This window comes from Arthrobacter cheniae (assembly GCF_003602275.1).
In the GTDB taxonomy this organism is placed as follows: Bacteria; Actinomycetota; Actinomycetes; order Actinomycetales; family Micrococcaceae; genus Arthrobacter_D; species Arthrobacter_D cheniae.
Map to the genome: position 1 here is coordinate 13510 of NZ_QZVT01000011.1, position 26172 is coordinate 39681.

Annotated in this window: 24 protein-coding genes; 3 read left to right on the plus strand and 21 right to left on the minus strand. The window is 67.4% G+C overall.

Annotated features, from left to right (window positions below):
- Positions 1–247 precede the first annotated feature (247 nt).
- From D6T63_RS16090 to D6T63_RS16170, 17 genes are all read right to left on the minus strand, one after another.
- The gene (locus D6T63_RS16090; RefSeq protein ID WP_235830805.1) at positions 248–1882 is read right to left on the minus strand and encodes an amidohydrolase; all 1635 of its coding nucleotides are present in this window, start codon (positions 1880–1882) and stop codon (positions 248–250) included.
- Between the two features lie 71 nt (positions 1883–1953).
- Complete coding sequence (locus tag D6T63_RS16095; protein WP_120150080.1) at positions 1954–4776, minus strand: DEAD/DEAH box helicase; 2823 nt, start codon at positions 4774–4776, stop codon at positions 1954–1956.
- 110 nt (positions 4777–4886) lie between these two features.
- Positions 4887–5672, minus strand: a complete 786-nt coding sequence (gene tatC, locus D6T63_RS16100) for a twin-arginine translocase subunit TatC (RefSeq protein ID WP_120150081.1) — start codon at positions 5670–5672, stop codon at positions 4887–4889.
- Between the two features lie 66 nt (positions 5673–5738).
- On the minus strand, positions 5739–6110 hold the full coding sequence (gene tatA, locus D6T63_RS20045) for a Sec-independent protein translocase subunit TatA (protein ID WP_120150082.1): 372 nt from the start codon (positions 6108–6110) through the stop codon (positions 5739–5741).
- Between the two features lie 37 nt (positions 6111–6147).
- Positions 6148–6498: a hypothetical protein gene (locus tag D6T63_RS16110; protein WP_147394411.1), complete on the minus strand. Its 351-nt coding sequence runs from the start codon at positions 6496–6498 to the stop codon at positions 6148–6150.
- A gap of 9 nt (positions 6499–6507) precedes the next feature.
- Entirely contained in the window at positions 6508–8496 is a 1989-nt protein-coding gene (locus D6T63_RS16115) for a helix-turn-helix transcriptional regulator (protein WP_120150084.1), read from the minus strand.
- Positions 8497–8612: 116 nt separating this feature from the next.
- On the minus strand, positions 8613–9008 hold the full coding sequence (locus tag D6T63_RS16120) for an FKBP-type peptidyl-prolyl cis-trans isomerase (protein ID WP_120150085.1): 396 nt from the start codon (positions 9006–9008) through the stop codon (positions 8613–8615).
- A 41-nt stretch (positions 9009–9049) separates the two neighbouring features.
- Positions 9050–9985 (minus strand): FKBP-type peptidyl-prolyl cis-trans isomerase, encoded by a 936-nt coding sequence (locus tag D6T63_RS16125; protein ID WP_147394412.1) that lies wholly within the window; start codon positions 9983–9985, stop codon positions 9050–9052.
- 154 nt (positions 9986–10139) lie between these two features.
- Positions 10140–11501 carry a Pup--protein ligase gene (gene pafA, locus D6T63_RS16130; protein WP_120150087.1) on the minus strand — a complete coding sequence of 454 codons (1362 nt, stop codon included), beginning with the start codon at positions 11499–11501 and terminating at the stop codon, positions 10140–10142.
- The gene (prcA, locus tag D6T63_RS16135) at positions 11501–12250 is read right to left on the minus strand and encodes a proteasome subunit alpha (protein ID WP_120150088.1); all 750 of its coding nucleotides are present in this window, start codon (positions 12248–12250) and stop codon (positions 11501–11503) included. The genes pafA and prcA overlap by 1 nt, the downstream gene beginning before the upstream one ends.
- A gap of 3 nt (positions 12251–12253) precedes the next feature.
- Positions 12254–13081, minus strand: coding sequence for a proteasome subunit beta (gene prcB / locus D6T63_RS16140; protein WP_120150089.1), 828 nt, complete (start codon positions 13079–13081; stop codon positions 12254–12256).
- 3 nt (positions 13082–13084) lie between these two features.
- The gene (locus tag D6T63_RS16145) at positions 13085–13288 is read right to left on the minus strand and encodes a ubiquitin-like protein Pup (protein ID WP_120150090.1); all 204 of its coding nucleotides are present in this window, start codon (positions 13286–13288) and stop codon (positions 13085–13087) included.
- Between the two features lie 51 nt (positions 13289–13339).
- Positions 13340–14905: a depupylase/deamidase Dop gene (gene dop / locus D6T63_RS16150; protein ID WP_120150091.1), complete on the minus strand. Its 1566-nt coding sequence runs from the start codon at positions 14903–14905 to the stop codon at positions 13340–13342.
- Positions 14906–14982: 77 nt separating this feature from the next.
- The gene (gene arc / locus D6T63_RS16155; RefSeq protein WP_120150092.1) at positions 14983–16737 is read right to left on the minus strand and encodes a proteasome ATPase; all 1755 of its coding nucleotides are present in this window, start codon (positions 16735–16737) and stop codon (positions 14983–14985) included.
- Positions 16738–16992: 255 nt separating this feature from the next.
- Positions 16993–18066, minus strand: a complete 1074-nt coding sequence (locus D6T63_RS16160) for a tRNA (adenine-N1)-methyltransferase (RefSeq protein ID WP_120150093.1) — start codon at positions 18064–18066, stop codon at positions 16993–16995.
- A 140-nt stretch (positions 18067–18206) separates the two neighbouring features.
- A complete protein-coding gene (locus D6T63_RS16165; protein ID WP_120150094.1) occupies positions 18207–19361 on the minus strand; it encodes a site-2 protease family protein in 1155 nt (384 codons plus the stop codon).
- The gene (locus D6T63_RS16170; protein ID WP_120150095.1) at positions 19358–20137 is read right to left on the minus strand and encodes an HAD family hydrolase; all 780 of its coding nucleotides are present in this window, start codon (positions 20135–20137) and stop codon (positions 19358–19360) included. The genes D6T63_RS16165 and D6T63_RS16170 overlap by 4 nt, the downstream gene beginning before the upstream one ends.
- 105 nt (positions 20138–20242) lie before the next feature.
- Between D6T63_RS16170 and D6T63_RS16175 the strand changes: the two genes are divergently transcribed.
- Positions 20243–21133: a PAC2 family protein gene (locus D6T63_RS16175; protein WP_235830806.1), complete on the plus strand. Its 891-nt coding sequence runs from the start codon at positions 20243–20245 to the stop codon at positions 21131–21133.
- A 48-nt stretch (positions 21134–21181) separates the two neighbouring features.
- Here D6T63_RS16175 and mshC read toward each other — a convergent pair whose 3' ends face one another.
- Positions 21182–22468, minus strand: coding sequence for a cysteine--1-D-myo-inosityl 2-amino-2-deoxy-alpha-D-glucopyranoside ligase (gene mshC, locus D6T63_RS16180; RefSeq protein WP_120150096.1), 1287 nt, complete (start codon positions 22466–22468; stop codon positions 21182–21184).
- Between the two features lie 23 nt (positions 22469–22491).
- Positions 22492–23316 (minus strand): undecaprenyl-diphosphate phosphatase, encoded by an 825-nt coding sequence (locus D6T63_RS16185; RefSeq protein WP_120150097.1) that lies wholly within the window; start codon positions 23314–23316, stop codon positions 22492–22494.
- A gap of 50 nt (positions 23317–23366) precedes the next feature.
- On the opposite strand from D6T63_RS16185, the gene D6T63_RS16190 reads away from it, so the two are divergent.
- The gene (locus tag D6T63_RS16190) at positions 23367–24302 is read left to right on the plus strand and encodes an aldo/keto reductase (RefSeq protein ID WP_120150098.1); all 936 of its coding nucleotides are present in this window, start codon (positions 23367–23369) and stop codon (positions 24300–24302) included.
- A gap of 82 nt (positions 24303–24384) precedes the next feature.
- Here D6T63_RS16190 and D6T63_RS16195 read toward each other — a convergent pair whose 3' ends face one another.
- The gene (locus tag D6T63_RS16195) at positions 24385–24666 is read right to left on the minus strand and encodes a hypothetical protein (protein ID WP_120150099.1); all 282 of its coding nucleotides are present in this window, start codon (positions 24664–24666) and stop codon (positions 24385–24387) included.
- A 41-nt stretch (positions 24667–24707) separates the two neighbouring features.
- Between D6T63_RS16195 and D6T63_RS16200 the strand changes: the two genes are divergently transcribed.
- Positions 24708–24941 (plus strand): DUF5703 family protein, encoded by a 234-nt coding sequence (locus D6T63_RS16200; protein WP_120150100.1) that lies wholly within the window; start codon positions 24708–24710, stop codon positions 24939–24941.
- Positions 24942–24998: 57 nt separating this feature from the next.
- On the opposite strand, the gene D6T63_RS16205 is transcribed toward D6T63_RS16200, so the two are convergent.
- Positions 24999–26168 carry an acyl-CoA dehydrogenase family protein gene (locus tag D6T63_RS16205; RefSeq protein WP_120150101.1) on the minus strand — a complete coding sequence of 390 codons (1170 nt, stop codon included), beginning with the start codon at positions 26166–26168 and terminating at the stop codon, positions 24999–25001.
- Between the last annotated feature and the right edge of the window lie 4 nt (positions 26169–26172).

Sequence of the window (26172 nt, forward strand, 5' to 3'; positions counted from 1 at the left end):
TGGACCCGCCCCTGTGAGTGCCGGCTCCATCCAAGTGGCAACACGCGCCATTGAAGAAGGCCGATGCGTTGCGCTCGTAGAGACCGGCCAGGTTCCCTTCCGCAGAAGTTCTTCTAACCCGTAGGGCAAAAGCTTACGTGCTGTGGAGTACGTGTCAACGAAGCCCTGACCTGCGAAAACGTGCTTCGGTGCAGGTCAGACCATGGTCGCTCGCCCGCCGAAAAAACCTCGTGCAGGGTGCTTTCTGCTACTCGTTCTGAAAGCCGTCCGCCGCGTACAATCGCTTCCCGTCATGAACGGTCTCCAGGCACAGCGGAGCGTTCTCCGTGTCCAGGGCGGGAAGCAGCGGCGTACCTGCACGCGGATCCGTGCTCCAGGATTGGACCCGGTTGTCCGGCGTCTGGACCATGAGCTCGTCGACCTTCCAGACGGCGAACGACGCCGGAGTGCCCGGGGCGAGCTGACCCATCATCGGACTGCGGCCGGACAGCCGCCAACTGGCCCTGGTGTGTGCGATGAAGGCAGCCCTGGCCGAGATATTCTCCGATGCAGTGCTGTGCCGGAGGCAGGCACGGACCGAGGCCCAGGGGTCGAGGGGCGTCACGGGGCTGTCCGACCCGAGCGCCACCAGGACGCCCGCGGACAGGAACGAGGCGAAGCGATTCATTCCACCGCTACGCTCCCCCAGGCGCTGGTGGTACAGGCCCCCGTCCACGCCCCACAGGGCATCGAAGACGGGCTGGCCGCTCACGGCGACGCCGAAGTGGACAAGGGAGGCGATCGCGGCGTCATCGGCCAGCTCGACGTGCTCGAGGCGGTGACGCGCCCGTCGGACCTCCTCCACGCCGAGTTGCTGGGCGGTCCGCTCGAGACCGCGGAGGACGAGGTCGAGCCCGGCATCGCCGATGACGTGGAAGCCTGCCTGGACCCCCTCTTCGGTTGTCGCGAGCAGGTGCGCCGCGACCTCGTCGTCACTGAGGTAGAGCGTCCCCTGTGAGCCTGGATCGTCGCTGTAGGGCTCCCGGAGGGCTGCGGTCCGCGACCCGATCGATCCGTCGGCGTTGAGATCGCCGGCCAGGCCCGCAAGCCTTCCGCCGAACCCCTGCATCAGTTCGCGCACGCCGGCGCGGGAGGTGGTCAGCTCGGCCCAGTACGGGATCACTTCCGGCAACGGCAGCTCGTGGTTCGGCCCGTCGATGGACAGCAGCGTCTCGAGATCCTCTCGCGGGGCAATGTGAGGGGCCGCCATCTCCGTCAACGCGACATACCCACGGGAGGCGGCATGGAGGAGCGCAGCCTGCTGGTAGCTGCGGCGCTGGTCCACGGTCAGGCTGCGGGTAGCCTGCCGTGCTGCCTCGTGGGCCGCACGCACCACGAACCCGTCACTCCAGCCGTCGACGGCCGAGAGGCCCAGTCCCGCAGCCAGGGTGCCTGATACCACGGCCGAATGGATGTCTGCCCGCACGAGGTAGACGAGCGCGCCGTCGCCCGCCCGGTCCAGCTCGGCGGCGGTCGGCACGCGCTTCTCGGGCCACTGCGACTCGTCCCAGCCGAACCCGAGGATCGTCGAGGCCCCGGCTGCAGAGGCGGTCGACACAGCCCGGAGGAGCTCCTGCAACGAGCGGCAGGAGGTGAGGTCGAGCGATCCGAGCGCGATGCCCGTCTCCGTCGTATGGGTGTGCGCATCGACGAACCCCGGGGTGATCAGTGCACCGTCGAGATCGACGGTACGGACGTCAGGCCCGGTCAGGTTCGCGGCTGCGTGCTCCGTTCCCACCCACGCCACCGTCCCGCCGTCGACGAGCATCGCCGTGGCGAAGGGATCGGCGGGGCTGTAGACGGAGCCGTTGCGGTAGAGGACGGGGAGGGGGCGCTGGGACATGGGCATGGCTATGCTGGAAGACTTTCTGTGGAGGAGGTCAGGACATCGGCGGACCTGACCGGGAGAGGTACCTATTCACTGATGTTCGAGTATGCCACCACGCCTCGACGAACCAGCCTGATGGCCCGCACGCAGGTCTGCTGCAGCCCGCCGGGAAGGTCCGGTACCTTCGCCACCTGGTCGAGCAGGTCGATGACCTGTTTCGACCACCGCACGAAGTCACCGGCAGCGAGCTCCGTCCCGCTCAGGGCGGCCTGCAGGGACCGGCCCTGGGCCCACTTGAACATGGGCCAGACCAGCGAGAGCTCGGGCTCGCTCGTGACGGGCAGCCTGTGCTGCTCCTCGACGTCGTTCAGTTGTGACCACTGGCGGATGATGGTCTCGGCCGACCCCTCCAGAGCTACGCTCGGCATCACCGGACGCACCCCGCGCTCCTCCCGCTTGGCCTGATACACCAGCACGGTGGTGATGGCCGCGAGCTCCGCGGCGTCGAGGTCGTCGAAGGCACCTGCCTCGATGCACAGGGCGATCAGCAGATCCTTCTCCCCGTAGATACGCCGGAGCTTCTGTCCGGTCGCGCTCACCATGACGGTGTCGCCGGTGTACTCCAGGTAGCCGTAGTGACCGAGGACCTCCGAGACGCGGTCGAACGTCTTCGCGATCGTGTTGGTGCGGCCGCGGATCTGACCGGCGAGCTTGTCCGTCTCACGGCGCAGCTTCCACCATCGTTCAGCCCAGCGGGCATGCTGCTCCCGCTCACTGCAGCCGTGGCACGGATGGGCCCGCAGGCGACGACGGAGTTCGGTGATGGCTCGCTCCTCCGCTGCGGCCGATGCCGAGTGCCCGGCGGCGACACGGTCCGCCCCCTGTCGCGGCGGTCTCTTGTCCTGGAGCGCGTTCCGGAGCGATGACGTCAGGTCGCGCCGATCCTTCGGGCTCCGCGCGCTGAAATGCTTCGGGATGCGGATCCGGGAGAGGACCTCCACCGGTCCGTCGAGGTCATGGACGCCGACGCGGCGGATCTGCGTCTCGAGGGTCAGCACGGTCGGTCGTGGCTCCCGGGAGGTGTCGCTGTCCAGCACGACGGCGAAACCCTGTGTGCGGCCGCCGGGTACGTCGATGACGTCTCCTGGCCGCAGTGATTCGAGGGAGGACTCGGCAGCAGACCGCAGGGTACGGGACCTGTCGCGTGAGGCGCTCGATTCGAGCTCCGACAACTCCCGCCGCAGGTTCGCATACTCGCGGAAGTCGCCGAGGTGGCACGTCATCGACTTCTCGTAACCCTTCAGGGACTCCTCGCGGCTGCGGACCTGCTTCGCCAGGCCGACGACGGACCTGTCGGCCTGGAACTGGGCGAAGGACGTCTCGAGGATCTCCCGCGACCGCTCCTGGCCGAACTGCGCCATGAGGTTGATGCTCATGTTGTAGGTGGGACGGAAGCTCGAGTTCAGGGGGTAGGTGCGGCGCGAAGCAAGTCCCGCGACTGCGCCGGGGTCCGTTCCGGGCTGCCAGAGCACGACGGCATGGCCCTCGACGTCGATCCCGCGACGTCCCGCGCGTCCCGTGAGCTGCGTGTACTCCCCCGCCGTGACATTCACGTGGGCCTCGCCATTGAACTTGTCGAGCTTCTCGAGCACGACGGTCCGCGCCGGCATGTTCACGCCGAGCGCGAGGGTCTCCGTCGCGAAGACGGCCTTGACCAGACCGGCGGCGAACAGGCGCTCGACGATCTCCTTGAAGGTCGGGAGCATACCGGCATGATGAGCCGTGAAGCCGCGGATGAGCCCCTCGCGCCAGGTCCAGAACCCGAGGATCTCGAGATCGTCCCGCGGGATGTCCGTCGTGGCGGAGTCGATGGTCTCGCTGATCTCGTCGCGTTCGTCCTCCGTGGTGAGCCACAGGCCTGCGTTCAGGCACTGTGTCACGGCGGCCTCGCAGCCCGCCCGGGAGAAGATGAACGTGATCGCCGGCAGGAGGTCCGCCCGATCCAGCGCGCTGATCACCTGGGGCCTCGTGGCCCGCCGGACGGCGGTCTGCTGCGGCGGGCCGCCCCGCCCGTTCCGTGACTTCCCGCGCCGCCCGCCGTCGCCCCAGTTCGCTCGCTGGTTGAGCCGGATCTCGTTGCTCGCGAGGTCGAGCAGTTCGGGATTCACCTCGTACTGATCGCGTGCTCCGACCTCGGATCCGGCCGGCGCGGCTTCGTCGAAGGCGATATCACCCGCGAACAGGTCGATCAGGCTGTGTCCGACCATGACGTGCTGCCAGAGCGGCACCGGTCGGTGTTCGGACACGACGACGTCCGTATCTCCACGGACGGTATCGAGCCAGGCCCCGAACTCCTCGGCGTTGGACACCGTTGCGCTGAGGGACACCAGTTTGACCTCGGTGGGGAGGTGGATGATCACCTCTTCCCATACAGCACCACGGAAGCGGTCAGCGAGGTAGTGGACCTCGTCCATGACCACGTAGCCGAGATTGTCGAGGGCATCAGAATTGGCGTAGAGCATGTTCCGCAGAACCTCGGTGGTCATCACGATGACGTCCGCGTCCGGGTTGATGCTCGTGTCACCCGTCAACAGCCCCACGCGGTCGTTGCCGTGCACGGCCGCGAGTTCCGAATACTTCTGGTTGCTGAGGGCCTTGATCGGCGTGGTGTAGAAGGCCTTGAGTCCGCGCTGCAACGCCATGAAGACGGCGAACTCGCCGACGACGGTCTTGCCCGCTCCGGTCGGCGCCGCGACGAGTACGCCCCGGCCCGCCTCGAGCGCGGTGCAGGCCTCCCGCTGGAATGGATCGAGCTCGAAGTCCAGCGTTCGCTCGAAGTGGGACAGCTGGGTCCGTGAGTGTTCCGTGCGGGCTTTTGCAGCTGCGTATCTCTCCGCGGGGGTGCTCATCTTTCCACCCTAGACGTTCGGTGGGACCGGGCGCCCCGTATACGCGCAGAGCGTGCGGCGGTGGATCATCCTTGCGGGAGGAGTGCCCACCGTGTCTTCGGACAGGGCGTCTAGAGGCTGTCGAGGGGTGTTGCGGTGTCGACCGTCGCTTCGACCTCCGCCTCGCGTGCAGCGGCACGCCGGGCCCGGCGTTTGTCGTTGAGCAGGCAGAGCCCGATGGCGACGAAGAACAGCAGCAGCAGCGGCACCGCGAGGTAGAACATGCTCAGCGCGTCACCACCCGGAGCGGCCATCGCCGCGAACAGGCACACGAGGAACACGGTGATCCGCCATGCCTTCAGGATCTGCCTGCCGGACACCAGTCCCACCGCATTGAGCCCGAACAAGATTACGGGGAGCAGGAACGCGACCCCGAACGCCAACATCAGGCGCAGGACGAAGGCGAAGTACACGGAAACGCTGATGAGGTTGGAGAATTCGTCGGGTGTGAAGTCGGTCAGGACCCTCACCGCGTTCGGCAGGATCAGCCACGCGAGGTAGATGCCCATCAGGAACAGCGGCACGGCGACGGCGATGAAACCCAGAGCGATGCGGCGTTCCTTGGTCTTCAGCCCCGGAGTGATGAACGCCCACAGCTGGTACAGCCAGACCGGGCTCGAGATCACCACGCCCAGGAAGATCGCGACCTGGATCATCAGGTCGAACGGGGATGCCGCGGTGTCGAAGTTCAGGGAGGCGGTCCGGCCCTCCTGGTCGTTGATCGCGACGATCGGAGCGCCGAGCGCCTTCAGGACCGGGTCATAGAGGAAGAAGCCGCCCACGGTTGCGGCGAGGACGGCGATAGCGGACTTGAAAAGGCGGTTCCGCGCCTCGCGCAGGTGCTCCTTCAGGGCCATCCGCCCCTCGGGGTTACCCTTCCTGCGCGCACGGACCTTCGCGGGTGTCACGGGAGAGCGCTCCGCCTACAGCTTGGTGTTCGAGGTGCCGCTCTGCTGGGACGGTCCCGCCTGGGTATGCCCCTCTGAGCGCCCATCGGGGTGCCCGTCGACGCTCCCCTTGCCCTGGTAGTGCGGGGGCTCTTGTCCGGGGTGCTGCCCGGGCGTCTGGAACGTGGGGTCGTACGTCGACGGCGCGGGGTTGTTGACCACCCTGCCCTCGACGGGAGCCGTATCGGACTCGGCGGTGTTGTTCTCGTCCTTCATCTGCTTCACCTCGGACTTGAAGATCCGCAGGGACTGACCGACGCTGCGGGCCAGGCCCGGGAGTTTCGGCGCTCCGAACAGAACGATCGCAAGAACGATGATGATGACGATGTGCCAGCCTTCGAGCCTCATGCCCAATTCCTCTCGTTGATCCCCATCACAGTTTAGGTCACAGGTGGGGCATGTCCTGCAGGAGCTGCGGCTGTCCGCGCAGTACGCGCTTCCTGACCCGCCTGCTGCGACGATCGTCCAACCGACCCGTTTTCGCCTGCTCCCGGGCTACCCGAACATCCCTGGGGGCGGAGAACACGGCCGGTACGGCGATTCCTGGCACTCCCAGGGCTGACGTCGTGACGCCGTCGTCGGGCGGTACGTTCATCTCGAGCCGGTCCATGGCTTCCCCGAATTCACCCAGCGTTCGCATCCCGCGTCGGAAGACGCGGAAGCCGACCGCCACGAGGAAGATCACGCTGACGGCCACCAGCGCAACCCACAGCACGATCCACATCCACCACAACATGGCTTCAGTCTAGGCCAGTGCCTGATGGGCGCGGGCTGCCTCCAGCCATCGGAGGGTCTCATCGCGCAATTCCTCCGGGGCGACGACGGCGGCCAGCCCTCCGAGTCCCGCGACCAGGCCGGGAATCCATGAGCTCGATGCCACCCTCAGACGCGCGGCGAGGCGGTCCTCACCCAACTCCAGGATGGCGTCGGCGTTGTACTGGGTCGCAATCCAGCGGGCCCTGGGTTCCAGGACGAGCGTCACTGTGTGGTCCTCCGCCCCGGAGCGATAGGGGGACACGGTCCGCCTGTCGCGGGTGAGGGACTCCTCGTCCACACTGGCCGTTGCGGGCTGGTCGGTCAGGGCCGCGCTCTGGATGCGGTCGAGGCGGAAGTTCCGCAGACCGTCGGAGTCCACGCTCCACGCTTCGAGGTACCAGGTGTCCTGGTGAAGGAAGATCCGGATGGGCTCGAGCAGGCGGTGCGTGATCTCGTCACGCGTCGGCACGAAGTAGTCCACCTCCACCCGCACGCCCGACTGGAGGGCGGCCTGCAGCACCTCGAGGGTCGGATCGATGTCGTCCTCCGTGAGCTTGGTGGCGACAGCCGTGCCGATGTGGGCGGCGTCGCCTGCGGCGGCGGTCAGTTTGGTCTGGGCGCTGACAATCGCCTCGTTGTTGCGCATGCCGGGCAGCTCGCGCAGTGCCTGCAGTCCGACGATCAGGGAGCATGCTTCGTCCATGCTCAGCTTCACGGGTTCCGCCAGGTCGCGCGCGTTGGTGAGGTAGATCCTGCCGTCCTCGATGTTCACGTCCATGAGGCCGTCCGGGTAGTGCCGCGGTCCGCTGACGAAGAGCAGGTCGAGGTCCTTGGTGAGCTGATTCTCGGAGACGTCAAACCTCCTGGCGGTCTCCCCTATCTCGGACCCCGGGTGGGCGAGGAGGTAGGGCACCAGGTCGAGGAGGCGAAGCAGGTGGTCCTGCGACGAGGACTTCCGCCGCGGAGCCGGACGAACCCCCTCGGTCATCTCAAGGTCCTCGGGCGCGGCGAGAGCGGCGTCGTAGGCGCTCCCGAGCAGGCGCGACACCTCGACGGCCAACTCCTGTGGTTCCTCGATTCTGGCATTGACGCCCAACCCGGCGATGGTGGCCGCCATGGGGCTGGATGCCGCGTAAGGCACGCGGAGGATATCCCACTCCTCCCCGGTCTGCAGGACCTCGGCATCCTTGCGGACGCGCAGCACCTGGCAGGATCCGGGCCGGACGGCGACGACGGCTGTCCGGTCGGGCTCACTGCGCGATAGTGAGGAGAGCGTCTGGTTCATGTCGAAGGAGGCTGGGACGTCGAACGTCCCCTTCAGCAGGACTGGCTCTCCGGTCATGCGGGACAGGCGAAAGAAGCGTTCGGCCCTGCGCGTGGTGTCGTAGCCCACCACATACCAGTGGCCGAACCTCGCTCCCATGCCCCAGGGGTGCACCGTGCGGACTTCTTCGCGCCCGGTGCTCGCGGCCCGGTACGGGAAGCGGATGGGGGCTCGGGAGGTCAGGGCCAGCCAGACGACGTCCCAGTAGGGGGCGTCGGTGGTGATGCGCGGCTGGATGAGCGGAGTCAGCGCGGTACCGCCGTCGACGCTGCGGGAGCTCAGCTTCCTGAGGGCGCGCGACGCGGCGGAGTCGAGCGATCCCTGGTCCCATACACCGGCGGCCAGGTTGAGGACGGCGTACTCCTCCGGAAGGAAGGTCACGCCGCCGAGCCGGTAGTCCTCGGCGTTGATGCGGTAGCGCTGCACCGTGTTGTCGTTGTCGAAGAGGGTGTCCTCGCTGAATGATTCCAGGGGGATGCCCTGCTCGCGGAGTGCGGCCTTGTCCCGGTCGAAGAGTTTCTCGCGTGCAGCGACCGACGTCGCCTCCCGGTACAGATCGATCTCCTGGAACAATTCCTCCTTCGTGAACCCACGCCGGCTCGAGAGCAGCATGATCACGAGTGTGAGGAGGCGTTCGGTACGTTTTGCGGACACGGTGAAACCCTACCTTCGGGGAAGCGGCGGAAGGGACGCACGCCAACCTGGGTTGACCTGCGTCCCTTCCGGACGGAGCTGCGGTATTACTGGGCCGGGACGGCCGGCCCGTGGTGTTAGCGGACCGCCAGGAGGTCCACGACGAAGATCAGTGCCTCGTTGGGGCCGATGGCCGAACCGGCCCCGCTCGGACCGTAGGCGAGGTGGGACGGGATCTCGAGCCGACGGCGACCGCCGACCTTCATGCCGAGGAGCCCTTGGTCCCAACCCTGGATAACCTGGCCCACGCCGACCTTGAAGTCGAGCGGAGCGCCGCGGTTCCACGAGGCGTCGAACTCCTCGCCCGTCGAGAACGCGACGCCCACATAGTGGGTGGACACGGTATTGCCGGGCTTCGCCTCGTCGCCCTTCCCTTCGATGATGTCTTCGATCACGAGGTCGGCGGGGACGTCGTGTGAGGGGAAGTCGATCTCCGGCTTCTGCCGGTCGAAGTCGCGCTGTCCGAAGGACATGGATTCCTTTCCTGGAGCTGTTGGTTGCGGAGAGCGCAGGACTACTGCGCCGCTTCCTTGCTGACGATCTCGACGTAGAACACGAGCGTGCCGGAGGGCTGGCCCTCCTGGGCGTTGGGGTAGGCCCAGGGCTCAGGGATGACGAGCATGACCTTGGAGCCGACCTTCTGTCCGGCCAGGCCCTTCGTCCAGCCGGTGATGACACCGTTCAGCGGGAAGGATGCTGCTTCGCCGCGATCGAAGCTCGAGTCGAACTTCTCGCCGTCGGCGTAGGTCCAGCCGGTGTAGTTCGCGGAGATGGTGTCGGCGTCCGTCAGGACTTCACCGTCGCCTTCCTCGAGCACCTTGACGACCAGATCGTCCGCGGGCTCGTTCTCGGGGATTTTAACCGCAGGAGCGCCGTCGTCTCCGAAGGTGAACGTCGGCAGTTGGCCCTCGTCGTCGAGCTTCTTGACGTCCTCGGGCGAGAGGACCTCGGGCTCGGGCGGAGGCTGCTCGGCGGAGATGACCTTGAGGACGATCAGCTGCTCCGGCGTCGCGCTCTGCCCCTCGGCGGGCTCAGGCGCAGGGCGGGTATAGGCGACCTGCGCGCCGATCTTCGTTCCGACCAGGACCTCGTAGAGTTCGGCGTCCTGCTCCTTGAGCGTGTCGTCGACCGGCAGGACCTGGGGGTCGCCCTGACTGTAGGTCTCGCCGAGGATCTCGCCGTCCGTGGCATTGAGTGCGACCAGCTTGTAACGGATCTGCTCCCCGGCCTCGACGGCGTCGCCATCGCCTTCCGTAACGGTCTTCGCCGCTACGCCGCTGATGTCGAGGGGTGATTCGAATTCGACCTTCGGCGCTTCCTCGTCCGACCCGCCGCTCACCTTGATCGTGTCGAAGACCTCGGCGGCGCCCGCCGAATTTCCCGTCGTCGTGCCGCCACAGGCCGTGACCACCATCAGCAGCGGAAGGAGGGTTGCTAGTACTTTTCGCACAGAACTACTTTCAGATTGATGTCCAGTTCAGGCTGCCTGCAGAACAAAGGGCCCTGACAAGCCTAACGGCTCCGGCTGTGCAGTTTCTCCTTGAAAAGCCCTGGCAGCCCGCTTCCCGGGACCACGCGGTGCCCGATACCGGCCGTGCGACACGTCACAACTGCTGAAGGAGTGCCTCCACCCGCTCGTCGACGGAGGTGAAAGGGTCCTTGCAGAGGATGGTCTGCTGTGCCCTGTCATTGAGCTTGAGGTGTACCCAGTCGACCGTGTAGTCGCGGTTCGCCTCCTTGGCCCGGCGGACGAATTCGCCACGCAGCCGGGCGCGGGTGGTCTGCGGCGGGTGGTCCACCGCCTCCTTGACGGCGGTGTCATCGACGACCCGCGCGGCCTCCCCCCGCGCCTGCAGCAGGAAGAACAGGCCGCGGGACCGCGAGATGTCGTGGTACGTCAGGTCCAGCTGTGCTGCCCTGGCCGAGTCGAGATCGCCTCCGGAACGAGCGAGGTACCGGTCGATGAGTTTCTTCTTGATCGCCCAGTCGATCTCCGTGTCGATCGCTGAGGTATTGCCCGTCTCGACCGCATCCAGATCCCGCTCCCACAGGTCGAGGATGGTGGGCACGTGGTCATTGTGCGCACCGTGCTCGCCGACGAACGCCGTCATTCGCGCCAGGTATTCGCGCTGCATCTCGAGAGCCGTCATCTGCCGGCCGTTGGCGAGCTTCAGGAGCTGGCGGCCCGTGAGGTCGTGCGAGATCTCACGGATGCTGCGGATGGGGTTCTCCAGCCGGAAGTCCCGCATCAGCTCACCGGCCTCGACCATGCGCAGCAGCAGGTCCACGGAACCGATCTTCAGCAGCGTGGTGGTCTCGGACATGTTCGAATCACCGGCGATGACGTGCAACCGGCGGTAGTGCTCCGCGTCCGCGTGCGGCTCGTCCCTCGTATTGATGATCGGTCGGGAACGGGTGGTGGCCGAGGAAATGCCCTCCCACAGGTGGTCAGCCCGCTGCGAGAAGGCGTAGAGGGAACCCGTCTGCGTCTTCAGGACCTTGCCGGCCCCGACCAGGAGCTGCCGCGTGACGAGGAAGGGGATGAGGATGTCGGCGAGCCGGGCGAACTCGAGCTTGCGGGGGATGAGGTAGTTCTCGTGGCTGCCGTAGGAGTTGCCCGCGGAGTCCGTGTTGTTCTTGAAAAGATAGATCTGGCCGTCATACCCCTCATGGGCCAGCTTGCGCTGTGCCTCCGCCACGAGATCCTCGAGGATCAGTTCTCCCGCGCGATCGTGAGCGACCAGCTGCGCGAGATCGTCACACTCGGCTGTGGCGTACTCCGGGTGTGATCCGACGTCGAGGTAGAGGCGCGAGCCGTTGGTCAGGAAGACGTTGGAGGACCTCCCCCAGCTGACGACCTTGCGGAAGAGGTAGCGCGCTACTTCTTCCGGTGAGAGCGGCCGTGACGTCGGCCCCGAGTAGGAGATGCCGAACTCGGTCTCGACTCCGTAGATGCGACGGTCCATCAGGTGTCCTGTCCATGCTGCAGCAGATTCTCGAGTTCCGGACCGCCGATGCGCCGGAAAGCGCGGCGGCTTCCGCGCAGGGTGTCCGGATCCCGTTCGAGGAAGGCAACCTCGATCAGCGACGGATCCAGCGCAGGCGGAACGTGGTGCTCCGCGTCGGCCGGCACGGCGGTACCCGCGCCCTCGCGTCTCAGGGATTGCGCTGCCGCGCGAACGGCCTCCGGGAGCGAGAGGTCGGCGGACCAGGAGTTGCGCAGGGCATCCACGACGGAGTCGGCGGCACCGCCCATGACCACGAAGCCCGGCTCGTCGGCGATGGAACCGTCGAACGTCAGGCGGTACAGGTGGTCCGCGTCCTGGCTATGGCCGACCTCGGCGACCACGAGCTCCACCTCGAACGGCTTGCTCTCGGCGGTGAAGACGGCTCCGAGGCTCTGGGCGTAGACGCTGGCGAGTCCGCGCGCGGTCACGTCCTCGCGCGCGTAGGAGTATCCCCGGACGTCGGCGTACCGCACGCCTGCCTGCCTGAGGCTCTCGAACTCGTTGTACTTCCCCACCGCAGCGAAGGCGATGCGGTCGTAGATCTCGCCCAGCTTGTGCAGCGAGGGAGAAGGATTTTCGGCGACGAGCGCTATGCCGTCCCGGCAGCTCATCACGACCACCGATCGGCCCCGGCCGATTCCCTTCCGCGCGAAGTCCGCGCGGTCCTTCATCAGCTGCTCGGGCGAGACGTAGAACTGCTGTGTCATGACCTATGCCTCCCGGCCCGCCGAAGAACGGGCGTCAATGATGGTGTGCGCAACGGTCTCGAGGTCACGGTCGGGAATCCGACGCGTCCCGGCTCCGTCCACAACGTAGACCACCGGCCACAGTGCGCGCACGGCGTCCGGTCCGCCGGTCGCTGAGTCGTCGTCGGCGGCGTCGTACAGCGCTTCGACGGCCACGCGCACGGCCGATGCCTCGTCCAGGCGCGGGCTCCACAGCTTCTTGAGCGATCCCCGCGCGAACACCGATCCGGAGCCGACCGAGTGGTGCTCCTGCTCCTCGTACCGTCCGCCGGTGACGTCGAAGGAGAAGAGCCGCCCCACGTGGCGGTCGGTGTCGAAGCCGGCGAAGAGGGGGACGACGGCGAGACCCTGCATCGCCATCGGGAGGTTCTGACGAACCATGGCCGCGAGGCGGTTGGCCTTGCCGTCGAGGCTCATCAGGGTGGCCTCGATCTTCTCGTAGTGCTCGAGCTCCACCTGGAACAGTCGCGTCAGGTCCAGCCCGATACCGGCGCTCCCCGCGATACCGAGGACGGAATAGCGATCAGCCGCGAAAACCTTCTCGATATGTCGGCTCGCGATGACGTTGCCCATGGTGGCACGTCGGTCACCGGCCATCAGCACGCCGCCGGGGAACGTCAGCGAGACGATCGTCGTGGCGTGCGGAGCGAGGTGGGAGGCGTCGGTGGAAGCGGTTCCCGGACCGAGCGTCCGGTTGGACGGCAGCAGCCCGGGATGGTGCGTTCCGAGGTAGTCGGCGAAGGAGGCCGAGGCGGCCCGCGGAACCGCTGCTGCTGCATCATCCGGAAGCATCCGCTACTGGCCGCCCTTCTGCACGAATCCGCGCACGAATTCCTCCGCATTGGACTCGAGGACACCGTCGATCTCGTCGAGCAGGTCGTCGACCCCCTGCGTCTGGGTGGACTCCTGTGCGGCGGGAGCAGAGGGCACGGGCTCGGGGAGCTCCTCCTCCGATTCCGAGGACGAGCCGCCGGTGGTGATGCGGTCCTGTGAAGCCATGATGGCAGACCTTTCGTGGTCGTGGTCGTGATCGGTTCGGTGATCAGGTTCCTATGGTGACACGCGACGATCGGGGCCGCTCAACAATCGGGCAAGGAAGTCCTCGGCGTCGGCTGCAGCATCGAACAACTCCTCGGTGAGCGCCGCACTTCCCCGGAGCGGCTCCCTCGTCTGCACGCGCTGCAGCCGTCGCTCGCCGGGGAGCTCGAAGATGAGCGAGTCCCAGCTCGCACCGACGACCTGCGCCGGATATTCGGCGATGCAGCGGCCCCGGAAGTAGGCCCGCGTGTCCCGCGGCGGCTCCACGGCGGCCCGGGCTACGTCCGCCGGATCGACGAGCAGCTCGACATCGCCGCGCCGTGCCAGGCGCTGGTAGATGCCCCGCTCGGTTCGGAGGTCCGCGTACTGCAGGTCGACGAGCGCCAGACGCGGATCCGTCCAGGCGAGCCCGTCCCGCGCCCTGTAGGCCTCGAGCACCTTCAGCTTCGCGATCCAGTCCACGTGCCGGGCAGCATCCATCGGGTCCCGCCGCAGAGTGACGAGCAATGCCTGCCAGCGGTCGACGACGTCGCGCGTCTGCTCGTCAGCGTCCGCGGGAAGGGCGGCGAGGACCGCCTCGCAGTAGAGCTCCTGCAGCTCTACCCCTGTCATCATCCGGCCGTCCGTCAGTCGGACCGTGGTCGTCAGCGACGCGTCGTGGCTGATGGCGTGAAGGGCTTCGACCGGGTCCTCGAGGACGGGAACCGGCGCCAGTCCCTGCTCGATGAGCGCGAGGACCAACGCCGTCGTCCCCACCTTCAGGTAGTTCGACACCTCATGCAGGTTCGCGTCACCGATGATGACGTGCAGGCGCCGGTACTTCTCCGCAACGGCGTGCGGTTCGTCGCGCGTGTTGATGATCGGGCGCCGAACGGTGGTCTCCAGTCCGATCTCGTTCTCGAAGAAGTCGGCGCGCTGGCTGATCTGGAAGCCCGGCTCCTGGTTGAGCGGACCGAGGCCCACCCGCCCGGCACCGCAGATGACCTGACGGGAGACGAAGAAGGGGATCAGCGCCTCCGCCAGCTTCGGGAAGGGCACGCTCCTCGGGACGAGGTAGTTCTCGTGGGAGCCGTAGGACACGCTCTTGTTGTCCGTGTTGTTCTTGTACAGGATGACCGGCGAAAAGCCCGGTGTGGCAGCGATCCGTTCCATCGCGGTGATGGCGACGAGGTCCCCCGCCCTGTCCCAGAGGACGGCGTCGAGCGGATTCGTCACCTCGGGCGAGGAGTACTCGGGGTGCGCGTGGTCGACGTAGAGCCGAGCCCCGTTGTTGAGCACGAGATTCATGAGGACAGCGGCCTCGGCAGGTTCGCCCCGCTCGAGGGCGATCTGTTCTGCGGTCAGCTCCTCCGATTCGTCGGTCAGCTGGCTGGGGTGTGCACGTGCGCGGTCCATCCGGTAGCCGCGCGCGTCCGTCAGCGGGGTCTCGTCCGTATAGTCCCAGCGCGTTCCGGCGAGATTGCCGAGCCCCTCACGCAGCGTGGCAGCGTAGGCGTTGACCACCTGGGAGGACAGCAGGGTGGAATTGGCGGACGGCAGCGCGGGCGCGATGATGCCGTACTCCGTCTCCGTCCCCATGACCCGGTGGACCGAGATCCCCTGACCGACGGGCGGTAGCCCTCCCGGAGAACGGGCCCGCCGTCCACCCGTGTCCATCACAGATACTGACCCGTATTCGCCGTCGTCTCGATGGACTTGCCCGGCTCCTGGCCCGCCTTGCCCTGCACGATGGTGCGGATGTAAGTGATCCGCTCCCCCTTCTTGCCGGAGATGCGCGCCCAGTCGTCCGGGTTCGTGGTGTTCGGCATGTCCTCGTGTTCGCGGAACTCGTCGATCACGGCACGCATCAGGTGTTCGATGCGCAGTCCCTTGCTGCCATCCAGTAGCAGGTCCTTGATGGCGTACTTCTTCGCGCGGTCCACGACGTTCTGGATGACCGCGCCCGAGTTGAAGTCCTTGAAGTACAGCATCTCGGTGTCGCCGTTGGCGTAGGTCACCTCGAGGTACTCGTTGGACTTGTCCGTCGAGTACATCTGCTCGACGGTCCGGCGGATCATCTCGGCGATGGTGGTCTGAGGATCCCCGCCGTTCTCCTCGAGGTCGTCCGCGTGCAGCGGGAGGTTGGGGGTGATGTACTTCGCGAAGATCTCGGCCGCACCCTCGGCATCGGGCCTCTGGATCTTGATCTTCACATCGAGGCGACCCGGGCGGAGGATCGCGGGATCGATCATGTCCTCACGGTTGGAGGCCCCGATGACGATGACGTTCTCCAGCTTTTCCACGCCGTCGATCTCGCTCAGCAGTTGCGGGACGATCGTGGTCTCGACGTCGGACGACACACCTGTGCCGCGCGTGCGGAAGAGCGATTCCATCTCGTCGAAGAACACGACGACCGGACTTCCGTCCGACGCCTTCTCCCGTGCCCGGGCGAAGATGAGCCGGATATGGCGCTCCGTCTCGCCGACGTACTTGTCGAGTAGTTCCGGCCCCTTGATGTTGAGGAAGTAGCTGCGGACCTGCTCGACGCCGGCACGCTCGGCGGCTCGGGCGGCCAGCGAGTTCGCGACCGCTTTCGCGATCAGTGTCTTGCCGCAGCCCGGAGGACCGTAGAGCAGGATTCCCTTGGGGGGCTTAAGCCCATGCTCCCGGTAGAGATCCGGATGCAGGAACGGCAGTTCGACGGCGTCGCGAATCTGCTCGATCTGCGGGCCGAGGCCACCGATGTCGCCGTAGGCGATGTCCGGCACTTCCTCCAGGACGAGGTTCTCCACCTCGCTCCGGGGCACCTTCTCCAGGCCGTAGCCGGACTTGGTGTCGACGGCGAGGGCATCACCGACACGGATCTTCTCCGCCTGCAGGGGCCCGCTGAGCTTGATGACGCGCTCGTCGTCCGTACGGCCCACCACCAGCGCGCGGTCCGCGCCCAGGAGCTCCTTGACCGTGACCAGTTCGCCCGCCCGCTCGAAGCCGAGCGCGGCGACGATGGTGAGCGACTCGTTCAGCAGCACCTCCTGACCGGCAGCGAGCTGTCGGACGTTGATGAGGGGGCTCACCGTGACGCGGAGCTTACGCCCGGACTGCAGGATGTCCGCGGTGTCCTGCACCGTGGCCTCGGTGGTGGTGCCGGGCTCGGAGGGTCGCCTCGGGTTGACCTGCATGACGGTGGCGAAACTGAAGGGAGCAGCGCCCTCTTTCTCGAGGGCGGCCTTGAGCCTGACGATCTCCGTCCGGGCGGACTCGAGGGCCCCGACGAGCTTCCCGTTGTTCTGGGTGGCAGCCGCGAGCTGTCGATCGATATGGCGCAGTTTGTCCCGCAGAATATTCAACTGGCGCTGCGCCACGGTTGCGTCCACCTGCGGCGTCCCTCCCCCGAGATCAGCTGCGGGAGCGTTGTCTTCGGATTCCGGCATTTCGGTTCGCCACCTTAGGTTCTTTCCGTCAGCTGTCTTTCGACCTTAGCGCAGACCCCCCTCCGCGCAGTGCACTGTTAACGCCCGCATCGACCCTGGGATCCCGTGCGGTATCTTCGACGCCGCCGACGCGCTGGTGATGCTGCCTCTTGCCGCACTTTCCGACGTCGGCCACCGTCGCGAACCTCTCCCCCCCCGGCGTCCGTCCCGACCCCGCATCGTCGCCGAATCGCGGCCGGATCACCGCCGTCGGGCCTACTCGACCGTTCCGCCGTCGGCGATGGCGTCGCGGCGTGCCTGCGCCTCCTCCGGGGACAGGGAGCCGCGCTGGATGGTGGAGGCGGCATCCCGGGCCACACGGCGGAGGCGCTTGTCGGAGACGTCGCGCTCTCCTACGGCCTGCGGTGTCCAGGCGTTGAGGTCCTCCTGGCTGAACCCCGTCTTGGAGGGGCGGCGCTTCGGCGTGAAGCCGACCGCGCCGTCGGCCAGCCTGCGCGTCGTCAGGAGGAAGCCGGTGTGCGCGACCATGCGGTGGTCGGGACGGACTGCGAGGCCCTCGAGGTGCCAGCCGCGCACCATGGACTCCCAGCCCTCGGGCTCGGTGAATCGCCCGTCGGCGCGGATGGCCTCGGCCGTGCGGGAGAGCTGGGTGACGGTCGCGACGTAGCTGATCCAGACGCCGCCTGCGGCGAGGACGGTGGCCACGGCTTCGAGGCACTCCCATGGTGCGAGCATGTCGAGCACTACGCGGTCCACGGAGCCGGGCGCCTCATGCTCCACCACCTGCTCCTGGAAGTCCCCGAGGGTGATCTGCCACGCCGGATGGGGCCCGCCGAAGATGGTTTCGACGTTGCCGCGGGCGATGTCGGCGAATTCCTCGCGGCGTTCGAAGGAGTGGAGGTAGCCCCAATCTCCGACTGCACGCAGGAGCGAGATGGACAGGGCGCCCGAACCCACGCCGGCCTCGACCACGCGCGATCCGGGGTAGATGTCGGCCATCGTCACGATCTGGCCGGCGTCCTTGGGGTAGACGACGGCCGCGCCTCGCGGCATGGACAGCACGAAGTCGGACAGGAGCGGGCGGAGCGCCTGGTACAGCTGCCCGCTGGTGTTCTCGAGGATCGTGCCTTCGACGGTGCCGATGAGCGCGTCATGCTGGAGGAACCCCTTGTGCGTATGGAATGCGCCGCCGGGAGTGAGGGTGATGGTGTTCATCCGACCCTTCTCATCCGTCAGCTGCACGCGCTCGCCGGGACGGAACGGGCCGCGGCGTACTGCCGCTCCGTGTGGGCCCGAAGCGGTCGGGTTCGTGGTCGGAGTGTCGTTCATGGTGGTCCTTCGACAGGTGCCGGCTTGACCGGCATGGATGAGGCAGTACTACGGATGGTCGGGGAAACAGCGATTCGTCGGCTGATCAGGTCGGCCGGAGGGACGGAGGGCACCGGAAGGCGGCAGGTCCGCGCCGCGCATCAGGTGCCCGGCGTGCCCTTGCCGGTGATGGCCTGCACGACGGTCCGCTGATGGAGCAGGCCGGTGACAGCGCCCTGGCGGTCGAGCACCGCGTATTCGTTGCCTTCGAGCCGGGCGAGGAACTGCACGAGCTCCTGGCCCTCGGCCCACTCGGGAACGTAGGCGCCCGTGGCGAGGCGCCGGGCGGCGGCGTTGACCGCCGTCGTGCCCGCTGCCTCCTCGGGAACCGCGAGCAGCGCGGCTTCGTCGACCACCGCCTCCGGCACCCCCGTTGCGCCGGTCAGCACGACGGCGGCGCCCGGGTTCTCACGCAGGAGTCGGCGGGCTGCCAGGACGGTGGTCCCGGCGGGAAGGCCCAGGGCGCGCTGCTGCAGTCTGCCTGCACTGATCGCAGGCAGCCTCAGTCGCATCCGAGCGTTCTCGATGGCGGCGGTGGCACCCATCCACAGGAAGGCGCCCATCACCACGGCGATGATGATGACGGTGAGGTCCGGCCACCGGCCCTGCAGCAGCGGCAGCCCCACGACGACGACGAGCAGGAGCACCACGAGGATGCGGCCACCCCAGCCCGCTGCGACAGTGCCCTTCTCCTGGCTGCCGGTGGCCTTCCAGACCGCGCTCTCGACGAGGCGTCCACCGTCCAGCGGCAGGCCGGGCAGCACGTTGAACACCGCCACGAGGAGATTGGCCCAGATCAGGATGGTCGTCAGCAGGTAGGCGACCGAGCCGGGAGTCATGGCTTGGAGGATGCCCCAGCCGAGAGCCGCGAGGACGAAGTTCGCCGCTGGACCCGCCAGTGCCACGAGCAGGGACCGCCCGGGCGACGCGTTGAAGCTGGCGAACTGCGTGTGGCCGCCCCAGAGGTTCAGCACGATCCGCGTCGTGGGCCAGCCGAAGGCCCGGGCGGTGAGTGCATGGGCTAGTTCGTGGAGCAGGACGGACGCGGCGAGGAGCAGCGCATACCCGAGGGCGACGGAGTAGGCTCCGGCGCCGATGCCGGGGAAGGCGTTAGCGACGCGCGGACCGAAGACGAGGACGATGAACGCCGTGATGACGAACCATGACCACGCAAGCACGACCGGGATCCCCGCGATGCGTCCGAGAGACAGCCCCGGGCTCGCTTCCGCCTTCGCGGGTGGGGGGCTGCTGGTCATGCCTCCGCCCCCAGGGCAGCCGTGTCCGGGTCGGGAACGAGCAGTCCCGCGAGGTCGGCCGGCGTGCGTCCTTCGAGGCTGTCCCAGTCGGTCCGTCGGGCATCGGGCGGCAGCGGCACGAAATGGGGCACGGCCAGGGTGACGAGGCCGGCAGCAAGGGCCGATGTCACTCCGGGCAGTGAGTCCTCGATGGCGACGATCCGATCCTTGGTGAGTCCGGGATGGTCAGCGGCGAGGAGGTCGAAGCCCAGTTGGTAGGCCTCCGGGTCGGGCTTCCCCGCGCTCACCCGGTCACCCGTGACGAGATGGGAAAAAGTCCCCTCCGGCAACTGTGATGCGACGGCATTCGCCAGGAGGGATTCGGACATGGTGACCATCGCGCAGGGGACACCTTCATGGCGGAGAGCTTCCAGCAGCTCCCGTGCGCCCGGACGCCAGGGGACCTCGGTCCGGACATCGGCGGCGACACGGTCGGTCAGGAGATCGATGATGGCCCGGATCCCGAGGTCCACGCCCGCCTGCTGGAGCTGGCCCGCCGAGAACGTCAGCGCCTGGCCCACGAGAGCCGTGGCCTGGTCCATGGTCCACGTCCCGCCGTAGGACTCGACCAGGTCCGTCTCTGCGCGGATCCAGTAGGGCTCGGTATCGACGATCGTCCCATCCATGTCCCACAGCACGCCCTGCAAGCCGCGGAAGTTCCCAACCGAGCCGGTCCCGTCCGGGTCGAGCTCGATGCGGGCAAGGGTGTGGACGCTGCCGGTGGGGTGGTTTGCCATGTATCCAAGTCTACGGCGACCCCTTGACAGACCCGTGCGTCAGCTCTCCGCGTAGCCGTCCAGCCTCGCCTGACATCGCTGCACGCCGGGGCTTAGGGTGTGAACGTGGACAGCTTCGAAGAAAACCAGCCGACCGGCGTACAGGACCTCTTCCAGGATGCCGGCGAACCCGAGCGGCGCATCACGATCATGCTCGCAGCCTTCGAAGGCTGGAATGACGCCGGCGAGGCGGCCAGCGATGCCCTGAAGTACATGGGCAGGTTCTTCGGCAGCGAGCGGATCTCCACCATCGACGCCGACGAGTTCTACGACTTCCAGTTCACCCGCCCGATGATCAAGCGGAACTCCTCGGGCCAACGGCGCATCAAGTGGCCCAACACACGGATCAGCAAGGCCATCGTCCCGGACTCCGCCGTCGACCTCATCCTCGTCAACGGCGTCGAGCCGTCCTACAAGTGGCGGGCGTACACCGCGGAGCTCGTCGCGCTGGCCAAGGAACTCAGCGTCGACTGCATCGTCCTCGTGGGCGCGCTGCTGGCCGATGTTCCCCATTCCCGTCCTATCCCCGTGACGGTCACCTCCGATGACGACCTTGTGCGGGAAAGCCTCGAGGTCGAGCCGTCGACCTACGAGGGGCCCATCGGCATCGTGGGCGTCCTCGCCGAGATGGGGCTCCTCGCGGACATCCCCACCATGTCCCTCTGGGCCGCCGTACCCCACTATGTCGGTCAGTCACCGTCACCCAAGGCACAGCTCTCGCTGCTCAACAAGCTCGAGGAGATCCTCCAGATCACGGTGGACACCCACCTGCTGACGGAGGAGTCGGAGGCCTGGGAACGCGGGGTCGACGAGCTCGCCACCGAGGATCCCGAGGTTGCCGCCTATGTTCGACAGCTCGAGGAGGCCAAGGACACCGTCGACCTGCCGGAAGCGAGCGGGGAGTCGATCGCCCGCGAGTTCGAGCGGTACCTCAAGAAGCGGCGCCGCGAGCAGTAGCCCTTCGGCCACTGCTCGCCATGCGTGTTCCCCTCGCAGGACCTGTTCCTAGAGGCGCACCCCGAGCAGGGCGTCCAGCACGTCGGTCAACCCCTGCCGGCCGGAGCCATTTCCTGAGCCGCCTCCGGAGCTTGCGAGGGCGGTGACAGCCCAGGCGTCGACGCTCGAGAGCGCGGAGGGCGCATCGAGATCGTCGGCCAGGTGACCCCGGACGCTGTCGAGCAGGATGGCGACATCGGACGGGGACGCGAGGTGCGCGGCGTCCCGCCAGGTCCCGAGGCGGGCGACGGCGTCGTCGAGGACGCGATCCGTCCATGACCAGTCCGAGCGGTAGTGGTGGGCGAGGATGGCGAGGCGGATGGCCGCCGGGTCGACGCCGGACCGCCGCAGCTTCGAGACCAGCACGAGGTTGCCACGCGACTTGCTCATCTTCCCGCCGTCGTAGCCGACCATGCCTGCATGGGAGTAGTGCTGCGCCAGCGGAGTGCCGGCCGCCGCCCACGCATGCGATGCGCTCATCTCGTGGTGCGGGAACACGAGGTCCGAACCGCCGCCCTGCACCGTGAAGGGCGCCGGAAGGAACCGTTGGGCGATCACGGCGCACTCGATGTGCCATCCGGGCCTGCCGTCTCCGAGTGTGGCGCCGGGCCACTGCGGCTCCCCCGTCCGGGCCGTGCGCCAGAGGAGCGGATCGAGCGGATGGCGCTTGTGGGGGCGCGTCGGGTCGCCTCCGCGTTGCGCGGACAGTGCCACCATCGTTTCGACGTCGAGGTGCGAGACCTGACCGAGGAACCAGCGGTCGGCGTCGTCCTCGTCGAGGACGGCGGCAGCGTCGAGGGAGAAGTAGATGTCGCCGTCGGGTTCGCCGCCCACGCCAGCGACGGCATAGGCGAGGCCGCGGGCCACGAGTCCCTCGACGGCGGGGATGATCCAGTCGATCGCCTCGACTGCACCGATGTAGTGATCGGGCGGCAGGACGTTCAGCGCCTCCATGTCCTCGCGGAACAGGGCAATCTGATCCGCTGCGAGGTCCTGCCAATCGACGCCGGTCGCGGTGGCCCTCTCCAGCAGGGGATCGTCGACGTCCGTGACGTTCTGGACGTAGGAAACGACAGAGCCGGCGTCACGCCAGGTGCGGTTCAGGAGGTCGAAGGCGACGTAAGTGGACGCATGGCCCATGTGGGTTGCGTCGTAGGGGGTGATGCCGCAGACATACAGGCTGCGGTCCGGATGCACCTCCAGCGGAGTCCGTTCCTGCGTCGCCGTGTCGAACAGGCTGATGCCCGACTGGGTTCCGTCGAGTTCTGGGACAGGAGTCGATTTCCACGCAATCACACGTTCTACCTTACGGCCCGCCATCAGGCGCTGATGACGCCGAACCCGAGGAGGACGTACAGGGCGAGACCGAGCAGGATGCGGTACCAGACGAACAGCCCGTAGCCGCGCGTCGTGACGAACTTCAGGAACCAGCCGATGATCGCGAACCCGACGACGAACGCCACCACGGTGGCCAGCGCCGTCTCGGGCAGGGCATACGGCCCGGCCTCGTCGTAGCTCTTGACGAGCTGGAAGACTCCGCTGCCGAAGACGGCGGGAATGGCAAGAAGGAAGGAGTAGCGGGCGGCGGACTCTCGGGTGTACCCCATGAGCAGGCCGGCGGTGATGGTTCCGCCAGAGCGCGACACGCCCGGGACGAGGGCCAGTGCCTGCGCCAACCCGTACAGGATGCCGTGCTTGTAGGTAAGGCTTTGCAGGTCCCGCGTCTGGCGTCCCACGCGGTCGGCCACGGCCAGGATGAGGCCGAAGACGATCAGCATCGTCGCGACGATCCACATGCTGCGGAACGACCCCTCGATCTGGTCCTGGAACAGGAGGCCCAGCAGCACGATGGGCACGCTGCCGAGGATGACGAGCCAGCCCATGCGGACATCCGGGTCATTCCGCGGCACCCTGCCCCGCAGTGCACCGAACCAGGCCTTCACTATCCGCACGATGTCCCGCCAGAAGAACACGACGACGGCGGCCTCCGTCCCGAGTTGCGTGATGGCGGTGAACGCCGCCCCCGGGTCCTGGGCGTTGGGAAGGAGCTCACCCACGATCCGCAGGTGGGCGCTCGACGAGATGGGCAGGAACTCCGTAAGGCCCTGGACGAACCCCAGGATGACCGCTTCTATCCAATGCACGGTTTCGACCCTAAGCCATGAGGCCGGGCACAGGCCCTAGGCTTGGCTGCATGCAACGGCGAAACGTGGGAGCGAGCGGCCTGACCGTCTCGGCTCTGGGACTCGGGACCATGAACTGGGGCCAGGAAGTCAGCGAGGAGGGCGCCCGCGAGCAGCTCCGCCTCTTCGCCGACGCCGGCGGCACCCTCGTGGAAACCGCCGCCCGCTATGGCGAGGGCCAGGCCGAGGCGATGCTCGGCGGGTTCATCAATGACACAGTCGCCCGCTCGGAGCTCGTCCTCGTGGTGCAGGGCGGTACCACCCGATCCGGCAGTCGACGCCTCGATGCATCCCGTCGGGGGATGCTCGATTCGCTCGATGCCTCCCTCTCCCTCCTCGGCACCGACCACGCCGACCTGTGGCTCGCCCCCTCCCCCGACCCCGCCGTTCCGCTGCACGAGACGCTCAGCGCCCTGGAGACCGCCTACGCGTCGGGCCGCGCCCGCTACGTGGGTGTCTCCAACTACGCGGGGTGGGAGTTCGCGCGGGCCGCGGCGACGGCGTCGTTCCCGCTCCTCGTCAACGACGTGGAGTATTCCCTCGTCAATCGCGGCATCGAACGGGACGTCCTTCCCGCAGCGACGGCGTTCGGTGCCGCGATCCTCGCCTGGGGTCCACTCGGCCGGGGCGTCCTGACCGGAAAGTACCGGGGCCGGATCCCTTCCGAGTCCCGTGGAGCGTCGGACGTCTGGGCGCCCTACGTGGAGCCCTACCTCGCTGGAAAACCACAGCGCATCACGGAGGCGCTGTGCACCGCCTCCCGTGGGCTCGACCTGCAGCCCCACGAACTGGCGCTCCGGTGGCTGCTGCACCGGCCCGGTGTGGCCTCGGCCATCATCGGCGCGCGGACCCTGCAGCAGCTCAAGGAGATCCTGCAGACCAGCAGCGCGCCCGTGGCCGAGCCGATCTCGCAGGTACTCGACGAGGTCTCGGCGCTCATGGCCTGACGCCTTCCCCCGCCACTGTCAGCACCAAACATCTCCATGTCCTGACCGATCCCTCGTCGGCTCAGGACTCGGCACTCGGGACCTAGGGCTCCACCTCGGCATCGACGAGGTCCGGCGCGTAGTCGGCGTCCTCATTATCGCCGTCCTCGCCCTCGTCGTCCGACTCCTCGTAGATTTCGAGCGGCGTCACTTCGCCGAAGGAGTCGTAGAGCGCTTCCTCATAGACTTCGAAGGCATCGGCTATACCGAGATAGGCCGCTTCCACTGCGGGGTCATCCTCCCGCCGTCGCGAAGCCGAGGCTGCAAGATGCTCTTCGAGGGCTGTCACGAGGGACTGGAGCGCGACACGCGGATCTATGCTCATGGCCTAGACGTTATCGGTAAAGTGAGCGGAATTGGAGGGATATGCGAGAACATTTTCTGAACGCGACGGCTGTCCGGGAGCGGGACTACGGACGGCAGTACGAGTATCTGGTACTCACCGTCCACGCCGGTGAATCGCTGCCTGCAGCCCGGAAACTCGTGACCGAACACGCCGAGTACGGCAAGTGGGAGTTGGAGCGCAGCTGCATCTTCATGGGCGGCAGCCGTAGGTACTGGTTGAGGCGGAAGGTCCTGCGCGTCGAACGCACGGCCTAGGGTTCGTAGGGCTCGCAACCAGGCTCCGGCCGCCCGACGTGGCGGGCCAGGGCAGGCTCAGGCGGAGGGCGGGCCAAGCAGCGACGTCGCAACCGTCGCCCGCGCCGACTCCTCGGTCGAAGGATGGAACTGACCCGCCAGCGCGTCGCGATGCAGGCGGACCACCTCGGACGCGGCCGAGAATCCTGAACCTCCTCCTACGTGCAGGGCGACCATCGTTGCCTCCACTGCCGCCTCGACCGCATGCGTCTTCAGCGTGACGAGGCGCGGGAACCATGATGAGCCGACGTCGGACCGCGCGTCGAGATCACGAACGACGCCGATGAGCTCCGCCTCCACTCCCGTCGCTCGCATCCCCGCGCCGGCGAGGAGGTTGCGCAGCACCGGGTCGTCGGACAGTGGGCGGTCCGCGACGTGGCTCCTGCGACTCAGGAGCGCCTCGGTCGCCAGCTCCAGTGCACGGTCGGCGATGCCGAGGTACACCGACGCGATGAGGCTCTCGAACGCGGCGAAGATCCCGAACACCAGCAGATCGGCGTTCGGTCCGACGGGCAGCCGCCGGAACACGGCTCCGGGCGGCACGCGTACGTCGGTCAAGCGCGTCGTGTTCGACTGCGTGGCGCGCATCCCGAGCGGGTTCCAGTCCGCCAGGGTGTCGACGCCGGGAATGCCCCTGGGGATGAAGGCGTGGAGGATTGCGTCATCCGCGCCGTCCTCTCCCGCGAGCTTCCCGAAGATGCCGAGACGGGTCCAGACGGGCGAGAGGCTCGTGAAGACCTTTGTCCCGGTATAGCTGAAATCGCCGTCGGCCAGGCGCTCGACGCGGGTCACCGAGTCGAACAGGACGGCGTCGTTGCCGGGCTCGGAAACTCCGAAGGCGAACACCTCTCCCCGTGCGGCCTCCTCGAGGATGAATTCCAGCGAGTCGTCCCCGCGGTCGGCGAGCAGACCGGCCACTGCCGTCCACACCAGGTGCATGTTGACGCCGAGGGCCGTTGCCGGCGCTGCGGACGCAAGGGTGCGCTGAGCCTCCGCAACCCGAGCCATCCCGCCCGCACTACCCGGCCGGACATCCACGAGCGTGCGCAGGTACCCGGCGGCCGTGAGCTCGTCGAAGTCCTCGGTGAAGAAGGTGTTCGCTGCATCGTAGGCGCCGGCCCTCCCCCGGAAACGTTCGAGCAGGTCCTCCGTCAAGAGCTGCGCCGCTGCACCTGGGTACGTCGTCATGCCG